Below are 25,733 nucleotides of genomic sequence, written 5' to 3'. Positions count from 1 at the left end.
CGGCCGGGCCGGTCTCGTCGAACGAGAGACCGGCGATCAGCAGCGACACGGTGAACCCGATGCCGATCAGCATCGCGACGGGGACGAGGTCGCGCAGGAGGATGCCGTCCGGGAGACGGAGCGGGGTCGTCCGGGTGACCAGTGCGGTCACGCCGAGAACGCCGAGCAGCTTGCCCGCGAACAGGCCCGCGACGATCGCGATCACGACCGGCTGCGCGACCACTGCGGCGATGCCCTCTCCGTCCACGACGGTGACGCCCGCCGAGAAGAACGCGAACAGGGGCAGTGCGACGCCGGCCGCCCACGGGCGCACGAGGCGCTCATACCGGTGCGTCCTCGTCTCGGTCTCGCCGTGGCGCCGCCGCGCGGGGACGCTCAGCCCCAGCAGCACGCCGGCGATGGTCGCGTGCACGCCGGACTCGTGCATGAAGTACCACGACGCGCCCGCGACCGGGAGGAGCATCCACCACGAGGCTCGACGGCTGCGCGCGAGGAGGGCGAAGACGACGACGGCCACGAGCGAGAGCGCGAGCGCGACGAGGTCCACGGATCCGGTGTAGAACGCCGCGATGACCACGATGGCGAGGAGGTCGTCGACGACCGCGAGGGTGAGGAGGAAGACGCGGACCGCCCGGGGGAGGCCTCGGCCGAAGATCGCGAGCACGGCGAGGGCGAAGGCGATGTCCGTGGCGGTCGGGATCGCCCAGCCGGTGAGGGAGGCGGCATCGTCCGCCAGGAGGACCACGCCGACGAAGACCAGGGCCGGCAGGGCCATCCCGCCCACGGCTGCGAGGACGGGGACGGCCGCCTCGGCGGGCCGGCGGAGCGATCCCGCCACCAGTTCCTGCTTGAGCTCGACCCCGACGACGAAGAAGAACACGGCCAGCAGGCCGTCGGCGGCCCAGGCCGAAAGGGAGAGGTCGAGATGCAGCGCGCCGGTGCCGACGACGAACGACGACGCGGCGGCGTAGCTGTCGCGCCAGGGGGAGTTGGCCCAGACGAGCGAGACGGTCGCGGCGGCGACCAGGAGGGCTCCTCCGGTGGTCTCCTTGGTCAGGGCACGGGAAAGACGGGACAGGGGTGCGACGGGCATAGAGCGTCCTCGGTTCGGCGTCCGCCGACGGGTCCGCCGGCTCGAATCGTCGACCAGGCTTCCCGACACACCGCCTCCAGACTATCAGGGCCCTCGTGGTAGTGACAGTTACCCGCACAACGAGTACGATGGGAGGATGCCTCGCGCTCGGCTGTCGCCCACCGACCTCTCGGACGTGTCGCGCCGGTGCATCGCCGCTCTGGTCGACGGGGGCGGGGACACGACCACGACCGTCCTCGTGGCGGCGTCCGGTCTGTCCGAGCGCACCTTCTTCCGCTACTTCCCGAGCAAGGCGGACTGCATCCGCCCGGTCCTGGAAGCCGGCTACCGGCGATTCGTGGCCGAGGTCGTCGACCGGCTCGCGGCAGGTTCTGCGGGCACGCTCCTGGACCTCGCGCGTGACGCCTTCGTGGGCGCCTACCGCGCGGACGAGGTGCCCCGGGACGAGAGGTTCGTCCACCTGCTCGTGGAGGTCCCGGCGTATCGCCGCGTCTGGCTCGAGATCAACGAGGACACGGCGCAGGCGCTGGCCGCCGCACTGGCGGAGCGGACCGGGGCAGGGCCGGACGAGATCGCCCTGCGGCTGACGGCCGACGAGATGACGCTGCTCGCGGTGTCGTCACTGCGCGTCATGGTCCGCTCCGGTCTGTCCGCTGCGGAGGCGGCGGATCTCGTCGTCGCGGCGCGGCGGCACGACCCCCTCGACCGGTCGACGGCGGACGCCGTCTGAGAAGAGGCCGCTGCGGCGGCGGGAAAGGACACACATCATGGATCTGAACGGCAAGGTGGTGCTCGTCACGGGCGGGGCGAGCGGACTAGGGGAGGCGTTCTCTCGGGGCATCGTCGCGGCCGGGGGAAGCGTCGTCATCGGGGACATCGCCGAGGAAGGCGGCCAGGCGGTCGCGAGCGACCTGGGGGAGCGGGCGCACTTCGTCCGTCTCGACGTCACCTCCCCGGAGAGCTGGGAGAGCGCGATCGCCGCGACCGAGGAGCGGTTCGGCCGCCTCGACGGCTTGGTGAACAATGCGGGGGTCAGCGCGTCGGGAACGCCGGTCGCCGACGAGCCGCTGGAGACCTTCCAGCGCATCATCCAGATCAACCTCGTCGCGGTGCACATGGGCATCCATTTCGCAGTGCCCGCCCTGCGACGTGCCGGCGGCGGATCGATCGTGAACATCTCCTCCGCGGCCGGGCTGTTCGGGCTGGCCCTGACGAGTGGATACGGCGCGGCGAAGTGGGGCGTACGCGGTCTCACGAAGGTCGCCGCCGTCGAGCTCGGGCGCGAGCGGATCCGCGTCAATTCGATCCACCCCGGGATGATCCTCACCCCGATGACGGCGTCCATCGGGCTCACCGCCGACGAGGGGGCCTTCCCGAACAACCCGTACCGGCGGGTGGGACGACCGGAGGAGCTCGTCGGCACGGCCGTGCTGCTGCTGTCGGACGCCTCGTCGTACACGACCGGCGCCGAGATCGCCGTCGACGGCGGCTGGACGGCGGGGCCTACGATCGAGTATGTGACGGGCCAGTAGGCCCGGGATCCCCACCCCGAGGAGAGGACCACCCGTGACGACTCCGATCCCGCGCCGGCGACGCTGGACCGCCGCCGTGGCCGTCGTGGCCGCTCTGACTCTGGGCGGCTGCGCCGCCGCTCCCTCGGCGGGCGGCCAGGGGCCGGAGTCCGGGGCCGCGCTGCTGGCCGATCACGGGCTGGCGGGCCTCGACGCCGTGGGAGTGGTCGACGCGCTCGACGCGTTGCCCGTGGCCGAACGCTCGACGGAGCTGATGGCATCGGTCCGGCCCGACGCGGTCCTGCTCAGCGATGCCCGGGGGCGGGAGGCACGTCTGGAGATGCCCGGGGATCAGGTGTACCTCTCCGTGGCGCCGTATCGTTCCCGCACGCACGAGTGCTTCTTCCACAGCCTGACGACGTGCCTGGGCGAGCTCGGCGACACGGAGGTGCACGTGACCGTGACGAGCGTCGACGGCGCCGTCCTGATCGACGAGACGCGACGGACGTTCGACAACGGCTTCGTCGGCCTGTGGGTCCCGCGCGGGGTCGAGGGCACGCTGTCCGTCTCGGCGGACGGACGGATCGGGACGGTGCCGTTCTCGACCCTGTCCGATGAGGACCCGACCTGCATCACGACCCTGCAACTCGCCTGACTCGGCGGGATCCCTGCCCGCACGCGGAACGGAGCGACGATGATGACGGCCCCGCCTCCTGCGCCCTCCCCGCTCCGCGCGAGCCGGCTCGAGCCCGCGCGTCCGCGCCCGCAGCTCGTGCGCTCGTCCTTCCTCGAACTCGGCGGCACGTGGGGGTTCGCGTACGACGACGCCGACGAGGGCGTCGCGCGGTCGTGGTTCGACGGTCGTGAGCTCGGCGGCGCCATCACCGTGCCCTTCCCGCCGGAGTCCCCGGCTTCGGGCATCGGGGACACCGGCTTCCACCCGGTCGTCTGGTACCGCAGGGAGATCGCCGCGACCGAGATCGCCGCGGCCGGCCACCGCCGGGGGAACCGGCTGCTCCTCCACTTCGGAGCGGTGGACCACACGGCGGAGGTCTGGCTGGACGGGCGACGCGTCGGCGGGCACCGGGGAGGGCACACGCCGTTCACGGTGGACCTCACGGACGCGTGGGAAGACCTTGTCGGCCGCCCCGTCGTCCTCGTCGTCCGTGCCGAGGACGATCCACGGGACCTGTCTCAGCCGCGCGGGAAACAGGACTGGGAACGGGAGCCCCACGAGATCTGGTACCACCGCAGCACGGGGATCTGGCAGCCCGTGTGGATCGAGTCCGTGCCGCCCCAGCACGTGACGGGTCTCCGTTGGAGCACTGACCGGGCCCGGGGGACGGTCACGGCCGAGGTCACCCTCGCGCAGCGGAGCCCCACGCGGGTGAGGGTCGAGATCACCGGCGACGATCAGCTCCTGGGGGCTGCCACGGCGGAGGCGGACGCGTCGGCGATCGCCGTGACCGTACCGCTCGCCCGCCTCCGGGACGGCCCCGCCTCCGAGGACCTGCTCTGGCGCCCCGGGGCGCCGACGCTGCTCGATGCGCGCGTGCGCGTCGAGACCGGGCAGCAGGAGCCCGACGAGGTGGCGAGCTATCTCGGGCTTCGCTCCGTGGCCTGCGCGGACGGGGCGTTCCTCGTCAACGAACGCCCCGTGGTGCTGCGATCCGTGCTGAGCCAGGGGTACTGGCCCGCGTCGCACCTCGCGGCGCCGGATCCGGACGCGCTGCGCCGGGAGGTCGAGCTGATCCTCGCGCTCGGGTTCACCGCGGTGCGCATGCATCAGAAGGTCGAGGACGAGCGCTTCCTCTATTGGGCGGACCGGTGCGGGCTGATGGTGTGGGCGGAGATGCCCGCCGCGTACCGGTTCGACGACGACGCGATGCGGGCGACGACCGCCGAGTGGACCGAGGCGGTGGTCCGCGACCGGAACCACCCGAGCGTGGTCACCTGGGTGCCGCTGAACGAGAGCTGGGGCGTGCCGGACATCGCGACCCGTCCGGAACAGCGGGCGTTCGCCGAGTCCCTGTACCTCCTGACGAAGGCACTGGACCCCACGAGGCCCGTGGTCTCCAACGACGGCTGGGAGCTCGCGGCGTCCGACATCTGGACCGTCCACGACTACGAACCCGACGGCGAGGTCCTGCGCCGACGATACGACGTGGCCGAGGACGAGCTGCGATCGTTCCTCGACGGGATCGGCCCCGCGGGGCGGCGGCTGCGTCTGCCCGGCACATCCGATCACGCAGAGCCGGTGATGCTGACCGAGTTCGGCGGCGTGAAGTGGGACCCCGACGCCTCGGGCCCCGGGGCGTGGGGATACTCGGAGGCGGCGGACGAGGAGGACTTCGCCCGGCGGATCGAGGAGATCCTCTCTGCCGTCCGGGCGGCCACCCGCGGCGTCGACGGGCGCCGCGATGGACTCGCGGGGTGGTGCTGGACCCAGCTCGCCGATACCCGGCAGGAGCGCAACGGCCTGCTGACGGGCGACCGCCGGCCGAAGCTGCCCCTCCACCGCCTCCGCGGCATCATCGAGGGGCGCTCCGGCGGGCGATCACCCGCCGGGTCAGCCTTCGCGGATGGTCATCCGGCGGATCCGGTCCCCCTGGAGGTCGAACGTGAAGGCGGAGCGTCCGTTCGCGTAGGACGAGCTCCAGTCGCCGACGACCGTGACGCGCCCGTCCTCGGCTTCGACGGACTGGACGGCGAGGCGTCCCGCTGAGCCGAGGAACTCCTTGTCGCTCCAGGCCTTGATCTGCGCGCGGCCGGTGAACACGCGTCCCCAATCGTCGACGGAGCCGTCGTCGGTGAACGCGCCGAGGAACGCGTCCTCGTCCTGGCTGTGCACGGCCTCGAAGAACGAGGACACGGGTTCGGGAAGGGTGGGGGTGGTCATGTCGATCTTTTCCTTTCGTTCTCAGCGGGTGGTGTAGCCGCCGTTGGCGAAGATGGTCTGTCCGGTGATCCACCAGCCCTCGGTGGCGAGGAACCGGACGATCGGGGCGATGTCTTCGATCTTGGTCAGGTCGCCGCCCATGGCCTGCGACTTGTGGAACGCGACGCGCTCCGGGGTCTCCTGGCCGTAGAAGAACGGGGTGTCCATCGGGCCCGGGGCGATCGCGGTGACGGAGATGCCGCGAGGGGCGAACTCCTTCGCCGCGGCGCGGGTGAAGTGCTCGACCGGGGACTTCCCGCCGGCATAGGTGGAGTAGCCGTCGGTGAACGCGGCGAGAAGCGACGTGACGATCGTGATGATCTTCCCTCCGTCCGCGAGGTTCTTCCCCGCTTCCTGCAGGAAGAAGTATGCCGCCTTCGCGTTGATGTCGAACATCGAGTCGTACTCGTCCTCGGTGGTCTCGACGATGGGCTTGCGCAGGACCTTGCCGACGGTGTTCACCGCCACGTCGATGGTCCCGAGGGCGGCCGCCGCGTCGGCGAACAGGCGAGTCACGTTCGCGGGGACGGTGAGGTCGCCCTGCAGGATGACGCCCTTGCGACCGGCGGCCTCGACGGCCGCGAGGGTCTGCTCGGCGTCGGCCCGGGTGCTCTCGGAGTTGTAGTGGATCGCGACATCGGCGCCGGCGTCGGCGGCCTGCCGGGCGATCAGCCCGCCCAGGTTCTTCGCGCCGCCCGCGATGAGCACGTTCTTCCCGGAGAGGGGGTGGTCGACCATGGATGCCTCCTATAGCAATGGAATGGAATCGTGTAGTAACGCTACACGAGGTAATGTAGCAGCATGACAGCGTCGAGTGGAAGCGATACACGAGAGCGCCTCATCCGGGCCGCCGCGGATCTCATCGCGGCCGCTCCCGGCGAGGATTTCTCGCTGCGTGCGGTCTGCGACGCGGTGGGCGTCAAGATGCCGACGCTGTATCACTTCTTCGGCTCGAAGCAGGGGCTGATCGACGCCGTCGTGGAGCGCGGCTTCGATCTGTACCTCGGCGAGAAGTCCGCGATGGAGACGACGGGCGACCCGATCCAGGACATCCGTGCGGGGTGGGATGCGCACGTCGCCTTCGGTCTCGCCCATCCCGGCTTCTACACGCTCATGTACGGAAAGGTGCGCCCGGGGCATTCGCCGGCGCCGCAGGCCAGGGCGAGCGAGATCCTCCGAGGGCTCACCGGGCGCGCCGCGGCGCAGGGACGGCTCGTGACCACGCCGGAGCGGGCGGCCGCCCACGTGCTCGTGGCGAACATCGGCGTGACCCTCCGCCAGATCGTGCTGGCTGAGCCCGATCCGGACCTGTCCGCAGAGGTGCGCGAGGGCGTCCTCGCGGCGATCACCGGGACGGCCTCCGGGCGCGACGACGCCCTCGCGGCGGCGATCGAGATCGCCGCCGCGAGTCCCGGTGTCCTCGGCGCTGCGGAGACGGCGCTGCTCATCGAGTGGCTGCGCCGCTTGGGGGCCGCGGAGGGCTAAGGCGTCAGGCGGTGCAGGTCCCGCGGGTACAGGGTGACCTCGCGGACGTTGGCGGCTCCGATCACGCGTGCGACCCAGCGTTCGAGCCCGATCGCGAACCCGCCGTGGGGCGGCATCCCGTGCGCGAAGGCCGAGAGATACTCGGCGTGGTCCTCGGGACGTTCGCCCTTGGCACGAAGGGCGCTGACGCAGTCGTCGTACCGGTGCCGGCGCTGCCCGCCCGTCACGAGCTCGATGCCTCGGAAGAGCAGGTCGAAGCTGTTGCTCCAGCGCGGGTCGTCCGGCTGGGGATGGGTGTAGAAGGGCCGTTTCGCCATCGGATAGCCCTCGACCCCGAGGAAGTCGCTGCCGTGCTCCGAGCGGGCCCAGGCGCCGAGCGCGCGTTCGTGCTCGGGCGCGAGGTCGGGCTCGTCGGCCGGCGCGCCGACGAGCCGGAGCGCGTCCCGGAAGTGGATCGTCGGGATCTCGTCCGGGACGACGGGCAGGTCGGGGGAGAGCACCGCCACCGCCTCGTCGGCGGACCGGCGGATCTCCGTGACCATCCCGTCGAGCACGTCGCGCAGGCAGCGCAAGACGTCGCGATGGTCGTCGATGAACCCGAGCTCCGCGTCGAGGGACCGGTACTCGGCGAGATGGCGGACCGTGTCGTGGGGCTCGGCGCGGAACACCGGGCCCACCTCGTACACCCGCTCGAACACGCCCACGAGCTGCTGCTTGAAGAACTGAGGACTCTGAGCCAGGAACGCCGGCCGGCCGAAGTAGTCCACGGGAAACACGTCCGCCCCCGACTCGGTGGCGGACCCGACGAGCTTCGGCGTGTGCACCTCTCGGAAGCCCTGTCGGTCGAGGGTGTCCCGGAAGCCCCGGAGACTGGCCGCGGCGATCTCCCAGGCGGCGCGGCGGCTCCGGTGCCTCAGCGAGACCGGGGCGTGGTCGAGGATCGCGGCGAGGCCCGCGCCGAGGGACGGGCGCCACAGCTCGAACGGGGGAGTGCGGGCCGGGTCGGAGAGCAGGTCGATGCGGGGCGCGGTCACCTCGACGCCGCCCGGGGCGTTCGGGTTCGGTGTCGCGACGCCGGTGACGCGGATCGGCGTCTCCTCCGGCGGGACGTCGGTGCGGCCCGCCTCGTCGGCGCGCAGGACCACCTGCGCCGTTCCCGAGCGGTCGCGCACGACGAGGAAGGTCACGGCGAACAGGACTCGGCGGCGATGGACGTGGCCCCGCAGGGTCACCGTCGTGCCGGGGGCGGCTTCGGGCAGGTGCGCGGCGAGGACGCGGGGGACGGGCGGTATCGACATTCTTCCTCCAGATGCGGGAAGCCCTGGAGGTGCGGGCGGGGGCCAGATCGCGGTGCCACCACACCTTCGCCGGCGAGCGCCGGCCTCTCGTCGGTACGCCGGGACGCGCGGGGGACGGGTGCCGGGGATCCGGCGCGAGGGTCGTCACTCCTCACGTCCGCCGCGGACCACGTTACCGCTCCCGGGCGGCGGATTGCGCCGACGCGGTGCCCGGCGGCGTGAGGCGACGGCCGACAGGGCGCGAGTGCGGGTGCGGCGAGTGTCGGTGGGGCGTGCCAGACTGCGGCGATGAACGAGTCGACGACGACGCACGTCTGGGTGGTCCGATCCGAAGCGGGAGCGGACCGCGACCTCCGCATCCCCATGCGGCAGCAGCCGTGGTGGGACGACCATGCGGCCTTCATCAACGCGCTGGTGGACGAGGGCGATGTCCTCCTCGGCGGGGCGTTCCCCGACGAGGGCGGCGCCGTGCTCGTGATGCGCGCTCCCGACGAGGAGACGATCCGGCGACGTCTGGCGAACGACCCCTGGTACGTCCACCGGATCCTCCGCCTCGCCCAGGTCTCGCGCTGGGACGTCCTCATCGACGAGTGGCCGCGGAACTGAACGCCGTGTGCCGTCGGTACCCGGTGTCGGTGCCCGGGACTAGCCTCTTCGCATGACCTCGTTCGGCCGCATCGACACACCCGTGGGAGTCCTGGGCGTGCTGTCCGACGGGCGCGCCGTCACCGCGGTCGGATGGCGGACGACGGCGCCTCCCGAGGCCGACGCGCGGCCCGACGAGGTGCTCGTGGCGGCGCTGCGACAGCTCGACGAGTACTTCGCCGGCGCGCGCCGTGCGTTCGACGTGCCGATCGATCTGGGCGAGCGTTCGGAGGCGGTGCGGGCGGTCCTCACCACCCTGTTCACGACGGTGGGCTACGGCGAGTCGCTCACGTACGGCGAGCTCGCCGCCCGGAGCGGGACGGGCGTCCCCGCGCGCGCGATCGGCGCCGTCATGGGGGCGAATCCGATCCCGATCATCGTGCCGTGCCACCGGGTGCTCGCCAGCGACGGGCTGGGCGGCTATTCCGGCGGAGAACACGGCAACGGCCTGGTGACCAAGCGCTGGCTGCTGGAGAAGGAGGGGGCGCTGCCCGCCGCCCTGTTCTGACCAGGTCGTCCTGGTCCCGCTTCCGACCGGCGCGCCCGACGGCGTTGCCCTCGCCATCCGTGCTGCCCACCGGGGGCCACCGGAACAACACGACGCTGCGCGGCGTTGTCCTCGCCGTGGACATCCTTCCGAGCATCGTCATCGGCGCGGGCCAGGCCGGGCTGTCCGCGTCGTACCACCTGCGTCGTCTGGGGATCGCACACGTGGTCCTCGACGCCGACGACGCGCCGGGCGGCGCATGGCGTCACCGCTGGGACGCGCTGACGATGCGGGACGTCCATCGCGTCGCCGAGCTTCCGGGCGACACCCCGCCGGTCCACGATGACCGTCGGGCGAACGAGGCGATCCCGGCGCTGTTCGCGGCGTATGAGGAGGCCAACGAGCTGCCCGTGATCCGACCCGTCTCCGTCGAGAGGGTGGAGGACGAGGAGGGGATCCTGCTCGTGCGCGCGGACGTCGGAGAATGGCGCTCGCGCACCCTCGTCAACGCCACGGGGACGTGGACGCAGCCCTTCCTGCCGCACTACCCGGGGATGGAGACCTTCCTCGGGGAGCAGTTCCACACCGTCGACTACCCGGGGCCCGAGCATTTCCGCGGTCGCCGGGTGCTCGTGGTGGGCGGCGGGGCGTCGGCCGTGCAGTTCCTCGGCGCGCTCGCACCGATCGCGGACACGCTGTGGGCGACGCGTCGCGAGCCGGTGTGGCGCACGGACGACTTCACCCCGGAGGCGGGCGCCGCCGCGGTGGCCCTCGTCGAGCAGCGGGTGGCGCAGGGCCTTCCTCCCCAGAGCGTCGTCAGCGTGACCGGGCTCGCGTTGCGGGAGCAGGAGCGCGAAGCCGAGCGGCTCGGCGCCTATGCCGCGCGGCGTCCGATGTTCTCCCGCATCGAGCCCGACGGCGTCCGGTGGGCGGATGGATCGTTCGAGCCCGTGGACGCGATCCTCTGGGCGACCGGGTTCCGTCCCGCCGTCAGCCACCTCGCGCCGCTGCACCTTCGGAGCGCCGCGGGCGGCATCCAGCTCGATCGGGCGGGACGGGGAACGCAGGCCGTGCGGGACGCGCGCATCCAGCTCGTGGGGTACGGCCCCTCGGCGAGCACGATCGGCGCCAACCGCGCCGGCCGCACGGCGGCGCGGGGCGTGCAGAGGTACCTGGCCTCCGACGCCGCGAGAGAGCGGACGCGATCGACGCAGCCAGTCGGCGTCACGGACCTGTGACCGGGAGGGACGAGCGACGTCGGTAGCCTGAGCGCATGATCAGGGTCATCGGCATCGTCATCTGGCTCGCTTTGTCGGCCGTGCTCCTGCTGTGGGCGGGCATCGGCCTGTTCGGTGTCGATCAGCGCCAGAGCCCGCTGTCGTGGACCGGGGACTCCCTGGGGCTCCCGATCATGGTCGGCGTGGCGTGGGGACTGCTGCTGACCTTCGGCGGGACGATGATGCCGAGCTCTCGCAGCCGCGTCCGCGCCGGGCGTGCGGTCACCGCCACCGGCACGATCGTCGACGTCTCCCGCACGGGGCTGACCGTGAACGACGTGCCCCAGTTCGACATCTACGTACGCGTGACTCCGGCGCAGGGCGACGATGTCATCGGGCGGCTGCGCACCCTCGTCCCGTCCGAGGAGCAGGGGGCGCTGCAGGTCGGGACCCCGTTGCCGATCGCGTTCGATCCCGCGAACCCCGACGACCTGGCCCTCGCGGATCCGGAGGACCCGGCGGTGCGCGCGGCCCTGCTGGACTGGCGGATCGCGAAGGGACTGATCGCTCCGGAGCAGGTCCGCGCGCGTACCACCGGGATCCAGGTCCCGGCGTCGGTGGTCGCTGTGCGCCCGACCGGACGGCGCCTGCAGGGGCAGGTGGAGCTCTCCCTGCGCGTGCTGCTGACGCCGGACGGTCAGGAGCCCTGGGAGGCGGACACCACGGTGTTCGTGTACCCGCAGGCGCTCGCGCATCTGCAGGTCGGGGCGCCGATCTGGGCGTTCTACCGGCGGGAGGACCCGCACACCGTCGCCGTCACCATCGAGAAGGAGGAGGTACGCTGATGCTCGACACGCTGATGTGGCTGCTGAATTTCCCGGCGTCGCACGGGTACCAGATGGTGTTCGTCGCGGGCTTCTCGCTGTTCGGGCTGATCGCGATGGCGGTCCGCCGGCCGGCCGGGCGAGACGCTCTCGCGGTGATCCGCGCGAGGGAGGGCCTGGCCGTGGCGGACACCGGGGAGGCGGCCCGACGGATCCGCGGTCGGCTGCGTCAGTGGTTCTTCCGGATCCTGCTGCTCGTCATGCTCACCGGTGGCGCGGTCGGCATCCTGTCCCTGGTCGGCGTGCCCGTCACCAACGCCTACATCCACGCGAACGGCGTCGCCGCGGAGGCGACCGTGGACGGGGACTGGGTCACGTTCACGGCGGAGGACGGGAAGACCTACACGCTGGAGAACCCCTTCTTCACCCCGGCCGCGTACCCGGACTCCCGTGCATGGGTGGGCAGCGGCGATCCCGTCGTCGTGCACTACCTGCGCGAGCACCCCCAGGCGTTCGTGATCGCGACGGACGCGTCCGGAACCTCCTGACCGCGCCGTCGGGACCCCGTACCCTGGAGGGGATGCGACGAACCGGACGCCTGCTGGCCGTGCCCGCGCTGCTCGGGAGCCTCGGTGCCGCCCTGGTGGCCGCACCCGCTGCGGCACCGGCACACGCGGCGGAGAAGCCGGCGGTGCAGGTCGTCGCCGCGGAGGGGTCCTCGATCACGGCGGAGGCGCAGCGGATCGTCGCCGCGATGGACGTCGGCGCCCGAGCGCGGAGCGTCGTGATGGGGCACATCCCCACCACCGACGCGTCCGCCTTGGGCGACTACATGGCGTCGGGCCTGGGCGGCTTCATCCTGATGGGATCCAACGTCCCCGCCTCCGCGACCGACCTGCGTGCGGTGACGGCGGCGCTCGTCCGTGACCCCGCGATGCCGCCGCTGATCGCCGTGGACGAGGAAGGGGGAGACGTCACGCGCCTGCCCTGGGACGGCCTTCCTGCGGGGTCGGCGTTGGCCGCGGGGCCGTCGTCCGCCGCGGAGGCCGCGTTCGCCGGCCGTGGCGCGCTGGTCGCGGCCGGTGGCGCCTCGGTGAACTTCGGCGTGGTCGCCGATGTCGCCACGGGACCGGCGTCCTTCATCTTCTCGCGCGCGCTCGGCACCACCGCGGACGACGCCGCGGCGCGGGTCGCGGCGGCCGTCCGAGGGGAGGCGCCCTTCGCGATGTCGACGCTGAAGCACTTCCCCGGCCACGGGGCGGCCGAAGGGGACTCGCATCGGGTCATCCCCGCCACGCCGATGAGCATGACGGAGTGGCGGCGGACGACGGCGCCTCCCTTCGCGGCAGGGGTCGACGCGGGCGCGGACCTCGTGATGTTCGGCCATCTCGCCTACACCGCCGTCGACCGCGTGCCGGCCTCGCTGTCCCCGGTCTGGCACCGGATCCTCCGCGACGAGCTGGGATTCGACGGCGTCAGCGTCACCGACGATCTCGGGATGCTGGTCTCCTCGGGGGATCCGGCCTACGCCGACCCGGTCGGCAACGCCGTGGCCGCCATCGCGGCGGGAAGCGACATGGTGCTGATGGTCGTGGGTTCCGACGCGTCCACCGCCGGGCGGATGGCGGAGGGCATCGCCGCCGCCGTGAAGGACGGCCGCATTCCCGGCGACCGGCTCACGGAGGCTGCGGAGCGCGTCATGGCCCTGCGGCTTCAGATCGCGGCCGCGGCGCCGACGTGGCGGCCGTGTCCGGAGTGCACCCCGGCCGGTTGACCGGTGTCGGTCTCCGCGTGCGCCGATCCCGGTGACCAGGCGTCGAGGATCCGCTGCCGCAGGGTCGTCCCCCGCTCGGCGAAGGCGCGCTGGCGTCGGACGTACTCCGCCTTTCCCTCGGCGGTCTCGATCCGGACGGGAACGACGCCCCACTCCGACAGGTCGTACGGGGCGGCCTCCATGTCCAGCAGCCGGATGTCGCGGGCGAGCTCGAAGGCGTCCAGCAGCAGCTCGCCCGGGACGAGCGGCCCCAGCTTCATGGCCCACTTGTACACGTCCATGCCCGCGTGCAGGCAGCCGGGCTGTTCGTGTCGTGGCTGCGACGCGCGATCCAGCGTCTGCTCGTTGCGGGGAACGGCGGGAGGGGTGAAGAACCGGAAGGCGTCGAAGTGCGTGCAGCGCAGCTCGTGCGCCTCGACGACCGCGTCCGTGCCCGCCTGGCCGAGGCGCAGCGGCACGGGGTGACGATGCTCCTCGGTCCGGTAGACCATGGCCCATTCGTGCAGGCCGAAACAGCCGAACCGTGCGGGCCGGACGGCGGTGGAGCGGAGGATCCGTTCGACGAGGGCGGCGAGTTCGGGCTTCTCGGCGGCGAAGCGGGCGGCATCCGGGACCACGGCGTCCGCCGGCGTACTCGCATACCAGCGCCAGGAGGCGCGCTCGGCGGCGTCCGCCAGAGCGATGCCCGCTCCCGGGTGCCAGCGGCGCAGCTGCGCGGGCTTGTACCCGTAGTAGGTGAAGAGGAAGTCCCAGACCGGGTGCTTCTCTCGGCGGCGCGCGCGGTCGCGGTGCGCGGCGGTCAGGGCGTCGGCCCGCTCCGCGTGCGCCGCTGCCCGGTCACGCCAGACGGCGGGGTCGAGCGTCGCACGGATCACGGGCATCCTTCGAGGATACGACCCGAGTCCTGCGTGACGCCGTCGTCCGGCCTCAGCGTACGATCCCCTCGGCGATCAGCCTCTCCAGGATGCCCGCCCCGTCCTCGTCGCTCACCCAGGGCACCGCGTCCTCGGAATGATCGTCGCCGGCGGCCCGCCCGCCGGCGAGGACGGCCTCGGCCGGCAGGAGCCGGCGGATCGCGACCCCGGCGACGGAGTCGGGGTGCTCGGCGAGGAACTCCGAGTAGATGGCCTCGTCGTGCTGCCCGTCGTCGCCGATGAGCAGCCAGCGCACCTGGGGGAACTCCGCGGCGAGGCGACGGAGGTTGGTCAGCTTGTGCTCACGCCCGCTGCGGAACCAGCGGTCGTGGGTCGGGCCCCAGTCCGTGAGCAGGATCGCGCCCGCCGGGAAGAGGTGGCGGGTGAGGAAGCGGCTCAGCGTCGGGGCGATGTTCCAGGCGCCCGTGGAGAGGTACACCATCGGGGCGCCGGGGTTCTCTCGCATCAGCCGGTCCAGGAGGACGGCCATGCCGGGGACCGGGAGCCGGGCGTGCTCGGTCACCACGAACGAGTTCCACGCGGCGATCAGTGGGCGAGGCAGCGCCGTGACCATCACGGTGTCGTCCACGTCCGACACGACCCCGAAGCGCACGTCCGCCGAGACCACGAAGACGCGGGCCTCGACGGGCTCCTGCCCCTCGACGCTCATGGTCAGCGTCTGCCATCCGGGCGCGAGGTCCGCCTCGATCCGGCTGTCAACCACGCCGCCGCGGTCCGCGGTGACGTCGTGCGTGCGGCCGTCGATCGTGATCTGGACCGTCGCGAAGCTCACCGGGATCCCGACGAAGCTCCGCCAGCCGCGGACGCTCGCGTACTCGCCGGACGGGGTGCGCCGCCGCGGCGGGACGATGAGCACGCGCCCGACGACGCGGACCCACCCCTCTCCGCCGTAACCGGGGAACGGGAGGATCGTCGCGGTGCGGCCGCGCCGACGTGCACGACGTTCGCGCCACGCGTGGAAGCGGTGCTCCAGGCGGGCGAACCAGTGGATCCGTGCCGGTCGGCGGCGGGCTGAGGGCATCGCTTCAGTCTTTCACGTCTCGCGGTGCCCCGCTGCCAGCCCCCTGCCGCCCGCGACGTCCGCCGCGCGCACCGTCGCGATCGCCTGTTCTCGCGCGCGTGAGTTCAGGCGATCGCGCGAGATCAGGCGGATCCGGCGGAAACACGCCTGATGCGGCGCGTTCGCCTGATCTCGAGAGGGAGTCCCCGCGCGCGCAGGACAGAACGCGGGAGCGAAAAGGAGGGATCAGGCGGGGTCGTCGTGCATGTGGCGGGCCTCGCGCTTCTCCAGCACCTTCTTCACGACGAAGATCGCGATGAGGAAGACGGCGATGACGCCGACGAACACGTAACCGGCGAAGTGCACCCGCTCCGAGAGCTCCCGGTAGCTGCCCGCGGCGAGGGACGCCACGCTGACGTAGGCGGCGGACCAGATAATGCACGCGGGGGCGGTCCAGGCGAGGAACCGGCGGTAGGAGTACCCGCTCATCCCGACGGTGAGCGGCACGAGGGAGTGCAGCACGGGCAGGAACCGCGACAGGAAGATCGCGATGCCGCCACGGCGCTGGAGGTAGCGCTCCGAACGGATCCAGTTCTGCTCGCCGACCCGGCGACCGACCCAGGAATGGCGGATGTGGGGCCCGAGCCAGCGCCCGAGCCAGAATCCGATGCTCTCGCCGATGAGCGCCCCGATCACGACGACGAGCGCCAGGACCACGCCCTCCACCGGACTGGCGACGCCCATGGCCGCGACGATCACCACGGTGTCTCCGGGAACGATCAGCCCGATCAGGATGCTCGTCTCCAGCATGATCGCGATGCCGGCGAGCACGGTGCGCAGCACCGGGTCGACGGACTGCACGGCGTCGAGGAGCCAGCCCAGGATGTCGTCCACCCCACGAGGATACGGGCCGGGATATGGCGCCGCCTGGGATAACCTGGAATATCCCGAACTCCGGGTCCTTCCGTTCTGCAGAGATTGGTCGTTTCGTTGTCCGAGAACCTGTCGCCCACCGCCGCCGTGTCCGCTGAGGAGCCGCTGACGGCGCACGCGCTTCAGGCCAAGTGGCAGAAGTACTGGGCCGACAACGAGACCTTCCGCGCCGGCGGCGCCGACGACACCCGCCCGCGCAAGTACGTCCTGGCGATGTTCCCCTACCCGTCCGGCGACCTGCACATGGGGCACGCCGAGAACTACCTGTACTCGGACATCGTCGCGCGGTACTGGCGTCACCGCGGGCACAACGTGCTGAACCCGATCGGGTGGGACTCCTTCGGCCTGCCCGCCGAGAACGCCGCGATCCGCCGGGGAGCGGATCCGCGGGAGTGGACGTATCAGAACATCGCCCAGCAGCGGGAGAGCCTGGGCGACTACGGCGTCTCCTTCGACTGGAGCCGGGTCCTGCACACGTCGGACCCCGAGTACTACCGCTGGAACCAGTGGCTGTTCCTGAAGCTGTACGAGCGGGGGCTGGCGTACCGCAAGGAGAGCCCGGTCAACTGGTGTCCGAACGATCAGACCGTGCTGGCGAACGAGCAGGTCGTCGACGGGCGGTGCGAGCGCTGCGGCGCCGAGGTCGTCAAGAAGAAGCTGACGCAGTGGTACTTCCGGATCACGGAGTACGCGGACCGGCTGCTGGACGACCTGAACCAGCTGGAGGGCTCCTGGCCGCAGAAGGTGCTGCAGATGCAGCGCAACTGGATCGGCCGGTCGGTGGGCGCCGACGTCGACTTCCGCATCGAGGGGCGCGAGGGCGTCGTCACGGTGTTCTCGACGCGTCCGGACACCCTGCACGGGGCCACGTTCTTCGTGGTCGCTCCGGACTCGGACCTGGCCGCCGAGCTGGCCGCGTCGGCCTCGCCGGAGGTGCGGATGCGCTTCCAGGACTATCTGACGCAGGTCCAGAAGACGAGCGAGATCGACCGTCAGTCGACGGAGCGGCCGAAGACGGGCGTGTTCCTGGAGCACTACGCGATCAACCCGGTCAACGGCGAACGGCTGCCGATCTGGGCCGCCGACTACGTGCTCGCCGACTACGGTCACGGCGCGGTGATGGCGGTTCCCGCCCATGACCAGCGCGACCTGGACTTCGCGCGGGCGTTCGATCTGCCCGTGAAGGTCGTCGTCGACACGACGGCGCCCATCACCGGGGCGATGCCCGTGATCGAGGTCGACGAGGACGGCGTCCCGATCGAGCCTGCGGGGACCCTGGACGACCAGCACCCCGCCACGACCGGGATCGCTCTGACCGGCGAGGGTCGGATGATCAACTCCGGCGAGCTGAACGGCCTCTCCAAGCGCAACGCGATCGCCCGCGCGATCGAGCAGCTGGAGGCGTCCGGGAACGGACGCGCCGCGAAGAACTACCGTCTGCGCGACTGGCTGATCTCTCGGCAGCGCTTCTGGGGGACGCCGATCCCGATGCTGCACACGACGGACGGCCGGATCGTCCCGGTGCCCGAGGACCAGCTCCCGGTCCGCCTGCCCAGCGTCGACGGGCTGGACCTGTCGCCGAAGGGATCGTCGCCGCTGGGGGCCGCCGAGGGCTGGGTCCGCACCGTCGACCCGTCCACCGGCGAGCCGGCCCTTCGGGATCCCGACACGATGGACACGTTCGTCGACAGCTCCTGGTACTTCCTGCGCTTCCTGTCGCCGACGTCGGACGCCGTGGCCTTCGACGTGGACGAGGCGCGGCGCTGGGCGCCGGTGGACTCCTACATCGGGGGTGTGGAGCACGCGATCCTGCACCTGCTGTACGCGCGGTTCCTCACCAAGGTCCTGTTCGACATCGGGCTGATCGACTTCACCGAGCCCTTCTCCAGCCTCATCAACCAGGGGATGGTCATCCTCAACGGCGCCAAGATGTCCAAGAGCAAGGGCAATCTGGTGCTGTTCCAGGAGGAGCTGGACGCGCACGGCGCGGACACGCTGCGCGTCGCGCTCGCCTTCGCCGGCCCGGTGGAGGACGACAAGGACTGGGCGGACGTCTCGACGACCGGCGCCCAGAAGTTCCTCTCCCGCGCGCTGCGCGTTGCGCAGGATGTCACGTCCCCCGTCGGCGTCCCCTTCGACGGCGGAGACGCCGCCCTGCGCCGCGCCACCCACCGGCTCCTGGCCGAGGCTCCGGGTCTGGTGGAGCAGACGAAGTTCAACGTGCTCGTCGCGCGGCTGATGGAGCTGGTGAACACGACCCGCAAGACGATCGACACGGGCGCCGGAGGGGCCGACCCGGCGGTGCGGGAGGCGGCGGAGACCATCGCGGTGATGCTGGACCTCGTCGCGCCGCACACCGCGGAAGAGCTGTGGGAGATCCTCGGACACGAGCCGTCCGTGGGACTGGTGCCCTGGCGCCAGGCGGATCCGGTGCTGCTGGTCGAGGACACCGTCACGACCGCCGTGCAGGTGAACGGGAAGGTGCGTGCGACGCTCGAGGTCCCGGCACGGATCGGCGACGCCGAGCTCGAAGCCCTCGCCCGCGCGGACGAGCGCGTGCAGCGGGCCCTCGCGGACAAGGAGATCGTCCGCGTGATCGTCCGCGCGCCGAAGATCGTGAACTTCGCCGTCAAGGGCTGAACCGGTGCGCGGATCGCCCCGCCGGGTGCGTGCCCGCGCCCTGAGGGTGATCCGGCGTCTGTCCACGGTGCTCCTGACCGGCGGCGCTCTGGCGGGTCTGCTGCTCGGCATGGTCGCGCAGCTGGCGGCTCCCGTGGATCTGACGCGTCCGATCGGTCGCGCCTGGGCGGCAGCGCAGGAGGAGCTCGGCACCGCCCGGACGCCCGAGACGTGCGTCTCCCGGGGGAGCGAGTGCTCGCAGCGCTTCGACCACGGGTGGGTGTACTGGTCACGGGGGACGGGGGCTCACGCCGTGCATGACGGCGCTCTCGGAACGGCCTTCGCCGAGGCGGGCGCGGAGCACGCGTTCGGCCTGCCTGTGGACGACGTGCAGCGCGACGCGGACCGCTCGCTGCGGTGGCAGGAGTTCCAGCGCGGCGGGCTCTTCGTGCGCGGCGGCGACGCGGTGACCGCCGTCCGAGGGCCGATGTGGGGCGCGTGGCTGCGGCATCGTGAGGACCGCGGAGGTCTCGGCGAGCCGCGGTCCGGCGTGCGACGGGACGCCAACGGCGTGGGGATCCAGGAGTTCCGGCGCGGTTCCGTCTACCTGCGAGACGGCGTCGCCGTTGCGGTGCGGGAGGACATCGCACGCGCCTACGCCGACTCGGGCGCGCAGCAGGGGCCGCTCGGGTACCCCCGGCTGCCCGAGGAGGCCGCCGGCGACGGGCGCGTGCAGCGATTCGAGCACGGGGCGATCTGGTGGTCCGAGGCGACCGGTGCCGTCCCGGTCCTGGACGGGATGCGTGGGGACTATCTCCGGCGCGGCGCGCAGGAGGGAGATCTGGGCTGGCCGACGGCGGCGGAGACCGCCGTCAAGGGCGGAGCCCGGCAGACGTTCCAGAACGGCGTGCTCTACCGCGCCGACGAGGACGGCGCTGTCCACGCGACGTGGCCGGGCGATATCGAGGCGCGCTATCGCGAGCTCGGCGACGCCGGCGGGGCCCTGGGACTGCCCGTCGGCGAACGCACCGCGTTCGCCGACGCCTGGTATCAGGCGTTCTCCGGCGGGGTGCTGCTGTCGTCGCCGCGGGGCACGTCGGTGCTGGACCGCACCACCTTCGACCAGTGGACGCGGCTTCCCGACCGGTTCGGCTGGCCCGTCAAGGACGCCTGGAGCGACGAGCGCGGGTCCCATACGGCGTTCGAGCGGGTGGAGACGATCCAGCGGGACGGCATCCTCTACAGCGCGGAGCCGGTGGGACCGCAGACGGCGGTGCTCCTGTGCGACTCGCAGTGCGACGGCTCCTCGTGGGTCGAACAGGGCGCCCGCGCCAACGGCTTCACCGACATCGTGGAGCGCTCCTACGGCGGTGGCGGATACGTCGCGCATTCCGGCGCCCTAAGCATGAGCGTGACGGACGCGCTGGATTCCCACCTCGTGCTCCTCCCCGAGGGGAACCCGGGACTGGTCAGCATCACACTCGGGGGGAACGATGCGACCCAGGGTGTGCCGGGCGATCAGATCGTCGCGGCGGAGCGGCGTCTTCTCGAACAGGTGCGCGCGGCCTACCCGGAGGCGAGCATCGTCGTGAACGGCGTGATGAGCCGGCGGGACGCGTCGCACGCGGAGCGGCGCGCCGTGGAGGCGCTCATCCTGCCCGAGGCCCAGGCGATGGGCTTCCCGACGATCTCGGTGGCGGGCTGGATCACGGATCGCCGCGCCCCGCAGGCGGATCCGATCCATCTGTCCCAGGCCGGGCACGACCGGGTCGCCGGCCCGTACGCCGACGCGCTCCGCGCGGTCCTCGGGCGATGACGGCATCACGGCCTTTCGCGTTCCCCGCTCGTCCTGCACGGGCTCGCCCCCGAGGCGCTTGTCCACGGAAGGCATGACTCGCGATCCAGCGACCGCGCCCGGCTCGTAGCGTCGCGGTGTGACCCCAGAACCTCCGCCTCGCCCCACCTCTCGACTGCGCCCGGCCACGCCGCGGTTCCGTCTCGGAATCGGCGCCGCCGTGATCGTCGCGATCGTCGTCCTCTCCGTGACCGTGGGCATCGGGCTGGTCCGCGGACAGGGCGCGCTGCACCCGGACGAGCCGTTGCCGGTGACGACCGAGGCCCCCGGAGCATCACGGGGCGGGGTGCCGGCCCCCGGGGCCGCGTCCGTCTACGTGCACGTGCTCGGCGAGGTCGAGCGCCCCGGGCTGTACGTGCTCGGAGACGGTGCGCGCGTCGCCGAGGCGGTGGCCGCGGCGGGCGGCACCCTGGCCTCCGCTGATCTGGGGAGCATCAACCTGGCGCGGCCCGTCTCCGACGGGGAGCAGATCATGGTCGCGGCGCCCGGCGCCGTCGCGCAGGCCCCGGGCGGGGTCGGCGGGGCGCCCGGTGCCGGCGGGCTCATCGACCTCAACACCGCTGACGCCGCGACGCTGGAGGAGCTGCCGCGGATCGGTCCCGCCCTCGCGGCACGGATCATCGAGTGGCGGGAGCAGAACGGTCGCTTCGTCGCCGTCGACGATCTCCTCGCGGTGCCGGGCATCGGGGAGAAGCTCCTGGCCGGGCTGCGGGACCGGGTCCGCGTGTGACCGGCGCCGCATGGGCAGGCTCGAACGGTCACCGGTCGGGGGAGAAGGGAGCCTCCTCCGTCGCGGACGGATCGATCCCGCGACGGGCCAGGCGGGATCTGCGCATGCTCCCGGTGGCGGGATGCGCGAGCGGTGCGGCGCTGCTCGGCGTCACCGTCCCGGCCGCTGCGCTCCCGCTCCTCGTCCTCGGGGGACTCATCGTGGCTCTCGCCCTCTCCCGGTGGTTCCTCCGGCGTGCGCGGCGTCGGCCGGACGGCCCGGCCGGATTGGCGCTGCTGTGCGGCGCCACCGTGTGCGCGGTGGCGAGCACTCTCCTGATGTCGTCCCCCTCTCGGGTGCACGCGGCAGAATTCGAGGGCCGGGTCCTCGAAGCGGTCGCGGTCGTCTCCTCGTCGCCGACCGGCGGCGCGGACGGGCGATTGTGGGCGGACGCCGACTCGCGGAGCCTAGGACCGCCGGGCCGTCCGGGAGCCATCCACGTCCCGGTGCGTCTGGGCGTCCCGGAGACGGAGGAGGGGATCGACCCGGGCACGGTGATCCGCGTCCGCGGACGGGCCGTGGCGACGGACGGAGGAGAGCGCGCCGCCCTGGTGCTCTTCGTCGAGGAGCCTCCCGAGATCCTGTCGCGCGGGCCGCTGATCGTCCGGATGGCGGCGGACGTGCGCCGCGCGTTCGCCGACCGGGCGTCGAGGCTTCCCGGGCCCGGGGCGGCGCTGCTTCCCGGCCTCGCGATCGGGGACACCAGGGCGGTTCCCGGCGAGCTGGAGGACGCGATGATCGCCAGCGGACTGTCGCATCTGGTCGCGGTCAGCGGCAGCAACTGTGCCATCGTCACCGCAGCCGGGTATGGGCTGGTCGTGCTGTTGCGCCGCGGTCGCGCCCTGCGCGTTCTCGGCGCCCTTGCTGCGCTGGCGGCGTTCGTCGTGCTCGTCACCGCCGAGCCGAGCGTCGTGCGTGCGGCGACGATGTCCGGGCTCGCGATGCTCGCGGTCCTCCGCGGCAGGCCCCGTGCCGGGCTGTCGATCCTGCTGCTCGCGGTCTCGCTCCTGCTCGTCGTCGACCCCTGGCTGAGCACGTCCATCGGCTTCGTGCTGTCCGCAGCGGCCACGGCCGCGCTGCTGGTGCTCGCTCCGCCGCTCGCACGGGGCCTGTCGCGATGGATGTCCTCTCCGGTCGCGCTGGTGCTCGCCGTGCCGCTGTCGGCGCAGCTGGCGTGCGCACCCGTCATCGCCCTGTTCGCGACCGAGCAGTCCCTTGTCTCCGTGGCCGCGAACCTGATCGCCCAGCCAGCGGCCCCGGTGGCGACGATGCTCGGACTGCTGGCCTGCCTCGCGCTGCCCGTTCCGCCGCTGGCGGACCTCCTCGCGGCCTGCGCGTGGCTGCCCTCGGCGTGGATCGCGGCGACCGCGGAGACCACCGCGTCGTGGCCGGGAGCGGCGGTCGAGGTACCGCCGGGTCCGCTCACCGCGCTGATGACGGCGGTCCTGGGTGCGGCGGTGATCTGGATCCTCGTCCCGCATTCCCCGAACGCCGCGGTGTCCACCGCGTCGGTCGTCGTCCTCGCCGTCGTGATCGGCACGGGCACGGGCCTGGCGCTGCTGGGCGGCCCCGTCGCGCCGATGACGCGCCCCGGCGACTGGACGGTGGCCGCCTGCGACGTGGGCCAGGGCGACGCCGTGGCCGTCCGCAGCGCCGGCGACATCCTGCTCGTGGACACCGGGCCGGATCCCGACGCCCTCGAACGCTGTCTGAGGGAGCTCGGGATCGACCGGGTGGACCTCCTCGTGCTCACGCACTTCGACCTGGACCACGTGGGCGGGACCGAGGCCGTCATCGGCCGGGTCGACGCCGTACTGCACGGCGTCCCCGCCGACGGGGGCGACGAGCGGATCCTCGCTGCCCTGACCGATGCGGGAGCACACGCCTCCGCCGCAGCGGCCGGAGACTCGGGGATGCTCGGGGACGCCTCCTGGCGGGTGCTGTGGCCCCGGCGCGACGAGCGTGTCTTCCCGGCGGGCAACGACACGAGCGTGGTGATGGAGGTCTCCGGTCCCGACATGCCGCGCACACTGCTGCTGGGGGACACCTCGGCCCGTTCCCAGCGCATGATGGCGCGGACGCAGACCCTGCGCGGTCCGTACGACGTCGTCAAGGTCGCCCACCACGGCAGTGCGGACCAGGATCCGGATGTCTATCGTCTGCTCTCCGCGTCCCTGTCGATCGTCTCCGTCGGCGCCGGCAACGACTACGGGCATCCCCGGGCGCAGACGCTGGAGCTGCTGCACGCCACCGGGTCACGGGTCGCGCGCACGGACCAGTCGGGCCTCATCCTCGTCAGAGGCACGCCCGGCGGCCTCCGGTTGTGGGCCGAGCGCGCGCCGTGACGGAGAACGGACGACGCCTCCCCAGGGGGTGCATGGCACACACTGCTACCCTCGGCCGCGATCCGTCCACCGTCCTCATCCCCGGCTCCTGATCCCTGATCCCGATCCCGATCCCGATCCCGATCCCGTTCCTTTGGAGGGTCCGATGAACCGCACACTCAGGGCGATCCTCGTCGCCGTCGGCGCGGCGGTGGTGCTGCTGCTCGGCGGGCTGCTCTTCGTCCTCGCCACCCGCGGCGCCGCGCCGGAGGCGACGGATCCCTCGGCGGACCCGACCGCCGCGGTCGTGCGCGACGACTCGCATGTGCTGGGGGAGGAGAGCGACGGCAGGGTCACCGTCGTCGAGTTCCTGGACTTCGAGTGCGAGGCCTGCGGCGCCTTCTATCCGGTGGTCGAGGACCTCCGCGCCGAGTACGCCGGCGAGATCACCTACGTCGTGCGCTATTTCCCGCTCCCGGGCCACGTGAACGCGATGAACGCGGCCGTCGCCGTCGAGGCCGCGGCGCAGCAGGGGCGATTCGAGGACATGTACCACCTGCTGTTCCGGACGCAGGCGGAGTGGGGCGAGGCGTCGACGCCCGATCCCGCGGTGTTCCGCGCCTACGCTCAGGAGCTGGGTCTGGACATGGCCTCGTACGACCGGGCGGTCGCGGACCCCGCGACGACGGAACGGGTGAACCGGGACGTCGAGGACGGCCGTGCGCTCGGGATCACCGGCACCCCGACGTTCTTCCTCAACGGCGAGCAGGTCGCCCTGCAGCGCTTCGACGACCTGGGCGACGCCGTCCGCGATGCCGTGGGCGGGCGCTGACCCGGATCGTCACGGGGTGTCCCCGGCACCGGCGGGGACGTCGGCGCCCGCCGGTAGGCTGGGACGCATGGCTGCCCCCCGTTCCTCTGCCCGCGGCGGCGCCAAGCGCGGGAGCAAGGCCGCGAGCATTCCGCAGGTGTCCTGGCGGGAGCCCCGGCCCGCGCCGATCGTCCTGGTCTCGGGGCCCGAGGAGATCTGCGCCGAGCGCGCGATCGCGGGAGTCCGCGACTACCTGCGGCTGGAGGACCCGGCGCTGGAGGTCAGCGACGTCCGCGCTGACGACTACGCCTCGGGCACCCTTCTCGCGCTGACCTCGCCGTCCCTGTTCGGCGAGCCGCGCCTGGTGCGCGTGGCCGGCGTCGAGAAGGCGACGGACGCCTTCATCCAGGAGGCCGTGGCGTACCTGGAGCATCCTCAGGAGGGCGCGACGGTGATCCTCCGCCACACCGGGGCGTCGGTGCGGGGCAAGAAGCTGCTCGACGCCGTGCGCGCCGGCACCGGCGAGGGGATCGAGATCCCGTGCCCCGCGATCAAGCGCGACAGCGACAAGTTCGACTTCGCGGCGGGGGAGTTCAAGGCTGCCGACAAGCGCATCGCCCCCCAGGCGCTGCGAGCTCTCGTCTCCGCATTCTCGGATGACGTCACCGAGCTGGCGGCGGCGTGCCAGCAGCTCATCGGCGACGTCGAGGGAGAGATCACGCCCGCCGTGGTGGAACGGTATTACGGGGGACGGGTCGAGGTGTCGGCGTTCGTCGTGGCCGACACGGCGATCGCGGGCCGTTACGGCGAGGCGCTCGTGGCGCTCCGCCACGCCCTGTCCTCCGGCGCGGACCCCGTGCCCATGGTCGCGGCGTTCGCGATGAAGCTGCGCACGATGGCGCGCGTCGCCGGGTCCCGGGAACCGGCGGCGGCTCTGGCCTCACGGCTCGGGATGAAGGACTGGCAGGTCGATCGCGCCCGTCGCGATCTGTCCGGCTGGAACGAGCGCTCCCTCGGGCTCGCGATCCAGGCGACGGCGCGCGCGGACGCCGAGGTCAAGGGCGCCGCGCGGGATCCCGTCTTCGCCCTGGAGCGCATGATCACGGTGGTCGCGACGCGTCGTCCCTTCGGCGGCTGAGCACGTCGGAACGGCCGACGCCGTGCCGGACGACGACGAAGGCCCGCCTCCGAGGAGACGGGCCTTCGTGATGCGGC

The 25,733-nt window shown here is 72.3% G+C and carries 23 protein-coding genes and 1 pseudogene; 17 read left to right on the top strand and 7 right to left on the bottom strand.

Annotated features, from left to right (window positions below; all coding sequences use genetic code 11):
* Positions 1-1,093 (bottom strand): Na+/H+ antiporter NhaA (gene nhaA / locus MR1_RS01470; protein ID WP_067242739.1); only part of this gene is annotated, 1,093 nt, incomplete at its 3' end.
* 136 nt (positions 1,094-1,229) lie between these two features.
* On the opposite strand from nhaA, the gene MR1_RS01465 reads away from it, so the two are divergent.
* The 4 genes from MR1_RS01465 to MR1_RS01450 are packed head-to-tail and all read left to right on the top strand — an operon-like array spanning position 1,230 to position 5,329.
* Complete coding sequence (locus tag MR1_RS01465) at positions 1,230-1,823, top strand: TetR/AcrR family transcriptional regulator (protein WP_067242737.1); 594 nt, start codon at positions 1,230-1,232, stop codon at positions 1,821-1,823.
* A gap of 37 nt (positions 1,824-1,860) precedes the next feature.
* The gene (locus MR1_RS01460; RefSeq protein WP_067242735.1) at positions 1,861-2,625 is read left to right on the top strand and encodes a glucose 1-dehydrogenase; all 765 of its coding nucleotides are present in this window, start codon (positions 1,861-1,863) and stop codon (positions 2,623-2,625) included.
* A gap of 34 nt (positions 2,626-2,659) precedes the next feature.
* The gene (locus MR1_RS01455; protein WP_067242733.1) at positions 2,660-3,259 is read left to right on the top strand and encodes a CueP family metal-binding protein; all 600 of its coding nucleotides are present in this window, start codon (positions 2,660-2,662) and stop codon (positions 3,257-3,259) included.
* 39 nt (positions 3,260-3,298) lie between these two features.
* Complete coding sequence (locus MR1_RS01450) at positions 3,299-5,329, top strand: glycoside hydrolase family 2 protein (protein WP_306304921.1); 2,031 nt, start codon at positions 3,299-3,301, stop codon at positions 5,327-5,329.
* Here MR1_RS01450 and MR1_RS01445 read toward each other — a convergent pair.
* Positions 5,255-5,503: pseudogene (locus MR1_RS01445) on the bottom strand (nuclear transport factor 2 family protein); the annotation flags it as partial. The gene MR1_RS01450 and the pseudogene MR1_RS01445 overlap by 75 nt on opposite strands.
* A 21-nt stretch (positions 5,504-5,524) precedes the next feature.
* Entirely contained in the window at positions 5,525-6,280 is a 756-nt protein-coding gene (locus tag MR1_RS01440) for an SDR family oxidoreductase (RefSeq protein ID WP_067242729.1), read from the bottom strand.
* Positions 6,281-6,343: 63 nt separating this feature from the next.
* Between MR1_RS01440 and MR1_RS01435 the strand changes: the two genes are divergently transcribed.
* On the top strand, positions 6,344-7,027 hold the full coding sequence (locus MR1_RS01435; RefSeq protein ID WP_067242727.1) for a TetR/AcrR family transcriptional regulator: 684 nt from the start codon (positions 6,344-6,346) through the stop codon (positions 7,025-7,027).
* Here the strand turns inward: MR1_RS01435 and aspS are convergent.
* Complete coding sequence (aspS, locus tag MR1_RS01430) at positions 7,024-8,325, bottom strand: aspartate--tRNA(Asn) ligase (RefSeq protein ID WP_067242725.1); 1,302 nt, start codon at positions 8,323-8,325, stop codon at positions 7,024-7,026. The two genes, MR1_RS01435 and aspS, sit on opposite strands and share 4 nt — an antisense overlap.
* Positions 8,326-8,613: 288 nt before the next feature.
* Between aspS and MR1_RS01425 the strand changes: the two genes are divergently transcribed.
* From MR1_RS01425 to MR1_RS01400, 6 genes are all read left to right on the top strand, one after another.
* Positions 8,614-8,931: a YciI family protein gene (locus MR1_RS01425; protein WP_067242723.1), complete on the top strand. Its 318-nt coding sequence runs from the start codon at positions 8,614-8,616 to the stop codon at positions 8,929-8,931.
* A 52-nt stretch (positions 8,932-8,983) separates the two neighbouring features.
* Positions 8,984-9,478: a methylated-DNA--[protein]-cysteine S-methyltransferase gene (locus tag MR1_RS01420; protein ID WP_067242721.1), complete on the top strand. Its 495-nt coding sequence runs from the start codon at positions 8,984-8,986 to the stop codon at positions 9,476-9,478.
* A gap of 116 nt (positions 9,479-9,594) precedes the next feature.
* Entirely contained in the window at positions 9,595-10,695 is a 1,101-nt protein-coding gene (locus MR1_RS01415; protein ID WP_067242747.1) for a flavin-containing monooxygenase, read from the top strand.
* Between the two features lie 35 nt (positions 10,696-10,730).
* Positions 10,731-11,519 (top strand): DUF3592 domain-containing protein, encoded by a 789-nt coding sequence (locus tag MR1_RS01410; protein WP_067242720.1) that lies wholly within the window; start codon positions 10,731-10,733, stop codon positions 11,517-11,519.
* A complete protein-coding gene (locus tag MR1_RS01405; RefSeq protein WP_067242718.1) occupies positions 11,519-12,046 on the top strand; it encodes a hypothetical protein in 528 nt (175 codons plus the stop codon). Before MR1_RS01410 ends, MR1_RS01405 begins: the two co-directional genes overlap by 1 nt.
* A gap of 32 nt (positions 12,047-12,078) precedes the next feature.
* A complete protein-coding gene (locus MR1_RS01400; protein ID WP_067242716.1) occupies positions 12,079-13,272 on the top strand; it encodes a glycoside hydrolase family 3 N-terminal domain-containing protein in 1,194 nt (397 codons plus the stop codon).
* Here the strand turns inward: MR1_RS01400 and MR1_RS01395 are convergent.
* From MR1_RS01395 to MR1_RS01385, 3 genes are all read right to left on the bottom strand, one after another.
* On the bottom strand, positions 13,212-14,153 hold the full coding sequence (locus MR1_RS01395; protein ID WP_067242714.1) for a 3-methyladenine DNA glycosylase: 942 nt from the start codon (positions 14,151-14,153) through the stop codon (positions 13,212-13,214). The two genes, MR1_RS01400 and MR1_RS01395, sit on opposite strands and share 61 nt — an antisense overlap.
* Positions 14,154-14,199: 46 nt before the next feature.
* On the bottom strand, positions 14,200-15,228 hold the full coding sequence (locus MR1_RS01390) for an App1 family protein (protein WP_067242712.1): 1,029 nt from the start codon (positions 15,226-15,228) through the stop codon (positions 14,200-14,202).
* A gap of 225 nt (positions 15,229-15,453) precedes the next feature.
* Positions 15,454-16,101 carry a DedA family protein gene (locus MR1_RS01385; RefSeq protein ID WP_067242710.1) on the bottom strand — a complete coding sequence of 216 codons (648 nt, stop codon included), beginning with the start codon at positions 16,099-16,101 and terminating at the stop codon, positions 15,454-15,456.
* Positions 16,102-16,197: 96 nt separating this feature from the next.
* Here MR1_RS01385 and leuS point away from each other — a divergent pair, with 96 nt between their 5' ends.
* The 6 genes from leuS to holA all read left to right on the top strand — a co-directional run bounded on the left by leuS (position 16,198) and on the right by holA (position 25,656).
* On the top strand, positions 16,198-18,780 hold the full coding sequence (gene leuS / locus MR1_RS01380) for a leucine--tRNA ligase (RefSeq protein ID WP_067242708.1): 2,583 nt from the start codon (positions 16,198-16,200) through the stop codon (positions 18,778-18,780).
* Between the two features lie 4 nt (positions 18,781-18,784).
* Entirely contained in the window at positions 18,785-20,575 is a 1,791-nt protein-coding gene (locus MR1_RS01375; RefSeq protein WP_157517849.1) for a GDSL-type esterase/lipase family protein, read from the top strand.
* A 118-nt stretch (positions 20,576-20,693) separates the two neighbouring features.
* Positions 20,694-21,344: a ComEA family DNA-binding protein gene (locus MR1_RS01370; RefSeq protein WP_255218061.1), complete on the top strand. Its 651-nt coding sequence runs from the start codon at positions 20,694-20,696 to the stop codon at positions 21,342-21,344.
* A 104-nt stretch (positions 21,345-21,448) separates the two neighbouring features.
* Positions 21,449-23,728: a ComEC/Rec2 family competence protein gene (locus tag MR1_RS01365; RefSeq protein WP_255218060.1), complete on the top strand. Its 2,280-nt coding sequence runs from the start codon at positions 21,449-21,451 to the stop codon at positions 23,726-23,728.
* Between the two features lie 145 nt (positions 23,729-23,873).
* On the top strand, positions 23,874-24,539 hold the full coding sequence (locus MR1_RS01360; RefSeq protein ID WP_067242705.1) for a DsbA family protein: 666 nt from the start codon (positions 23,874-23,876) through the stop codon (positions 24,537-24,539).
* A gap of 67 nt (positions 24,540-24,606) precedes the next feature.
* Entirely contained in the window at positions 24,607-25,656 is a 1,050-nt protein-coding gene (gene holA, locus MR1_RS01355) for a DNA polymerase III subunit delta (RefSeq protein WP_067242703.1), read from the top strand.
* Positions 25,657-25,733 lie beyond the last annotated feature (77 nt).

It is taken from the genome of Microbacterium resistens NBRC 103078, assembly GCF_001552355.1.
Classification (GTDB): domain Bacteria; phylum Actinomycetota; class Actinomycetes; order Actinomycetales; family Microbacteriaceae; genus Microbacterium; species Microbacterium resistens.
Note: the sequence above shows the minus strand (reverse complement) of the source record. Positions and strands in the feature narration are given on the sequence as shown.

Bases quoted from the DNA above. Each gene is read 5' to 3' on its own strand.
- MR1_RS01465 (WP_067242737.1), top strand. From the start codon at position 1,230: ATGCCTCGCGCTCGGCTGTCGCCCACCGACCTCTCGGACGTGTCGCGC.
- MR1_RS01460 (WP_067242735.1), top strand. From the start codon at position 1,861: ATGGATCTGAACGGCAAGGTGGTGCTCGTCACGGGCGGGGCGAGCGGA.
- MR1_RS01450 (WP_306304921.1), top strand. From the start codon at position 3,299: ATGATGACGGCCCCGCCTCCTGCGCCCTCCCCGCTCCGCGCGAGCCGG.
- MR1_RS01440 (WP_067242729.1), bottom strand. From the start codon at position 6,280: ATGGTCGACCACCCCCTCTCCGGGAAGAACGTGCTCATCGCGGGCGGC.
- MR1_RS01435 (WP_067242727.1), top strand. From the start codon at position 6,344: ATGACAGCGTCGAGTGGAAGCGATACACGAGAGCGCCTCATCCGGGCC.
- aspS (WP_067242725.1), bottom strand. From the start codon at position 8,325: ATGTCGATACCGCCCGTCCCCCGCGTCCTCGCCGCGCACCTGCCCGAA.
- MR1_RS01425 (WP_067242723.1), top strand. From the start codon at position 8,614: ATGAACGAGTCGACGACGACGCACGTCTGGGTGGTCCGATCCGAAGCG.
- MR1_RS01420 (WP_067242721.1), top strand. From the start codon at position 8,984: ATGACCTCGTTCGGCCGCATCGACACACCCGTGGGAGTCCTGGGCGTG.
- MR1_RS01410 (WP_067242720.1), top strand. From the start codon at position 10,731: ATGATCAGGGTCATCGGCATCGTCATCTGGCTCGCTTTGTCGGCCGTG.
- MR1_RS01405 (WP_067242718.1), top strand. From the start codon at position 11,519: ATGCTCGACACGCTGATGTGGCTGCTGAATTTCCCGGCGTCGCACGGG.
- MR1_RS01400 (WP_067242716.1), top strand. From the start codon at position 12,079: ATGCGACGAACCGGACGCCTGCTGGCCGTGCCCGCGCTGCTCGGGAGC.
- MR1_RS01395 (WP_067242714.1), bottom strand. From the start codon at position 14,153: ATGCCCGTGATCCGTGCGACGCTCGACCCCGCCGTCTGGCGTGACCGG.
- MR1_RS01390 (WP_067242712.1), bottom strand. From the start codon at position 15,228: ATGCCCTCAGCCCGCCGCCGACCGGCACGGATCCACTGGTTCGCCCGC.
- MR1_RS01365 (WP_255218060.1), top strand. From the start codon at position 21,449: ATGCTCCCGGTGGCGGGATGCGCGAGCGGTGCGGCGCTGCTCGGCGTC.
- MR1_RS01360 (WP_067242705.1), top strand. From the start codon at position 23,874: ATGAACCGCACACTCAGGGCGATCCTCGTCGCCGTCGGCGCGGCGGTG.
- holA (WP_067242703.1), top strand. From the start codon at position 24,607: ATGGCTGCCCCCCGTTCCTCTGCCCGCGGCGGCGCCAAGCGCGGGAGC.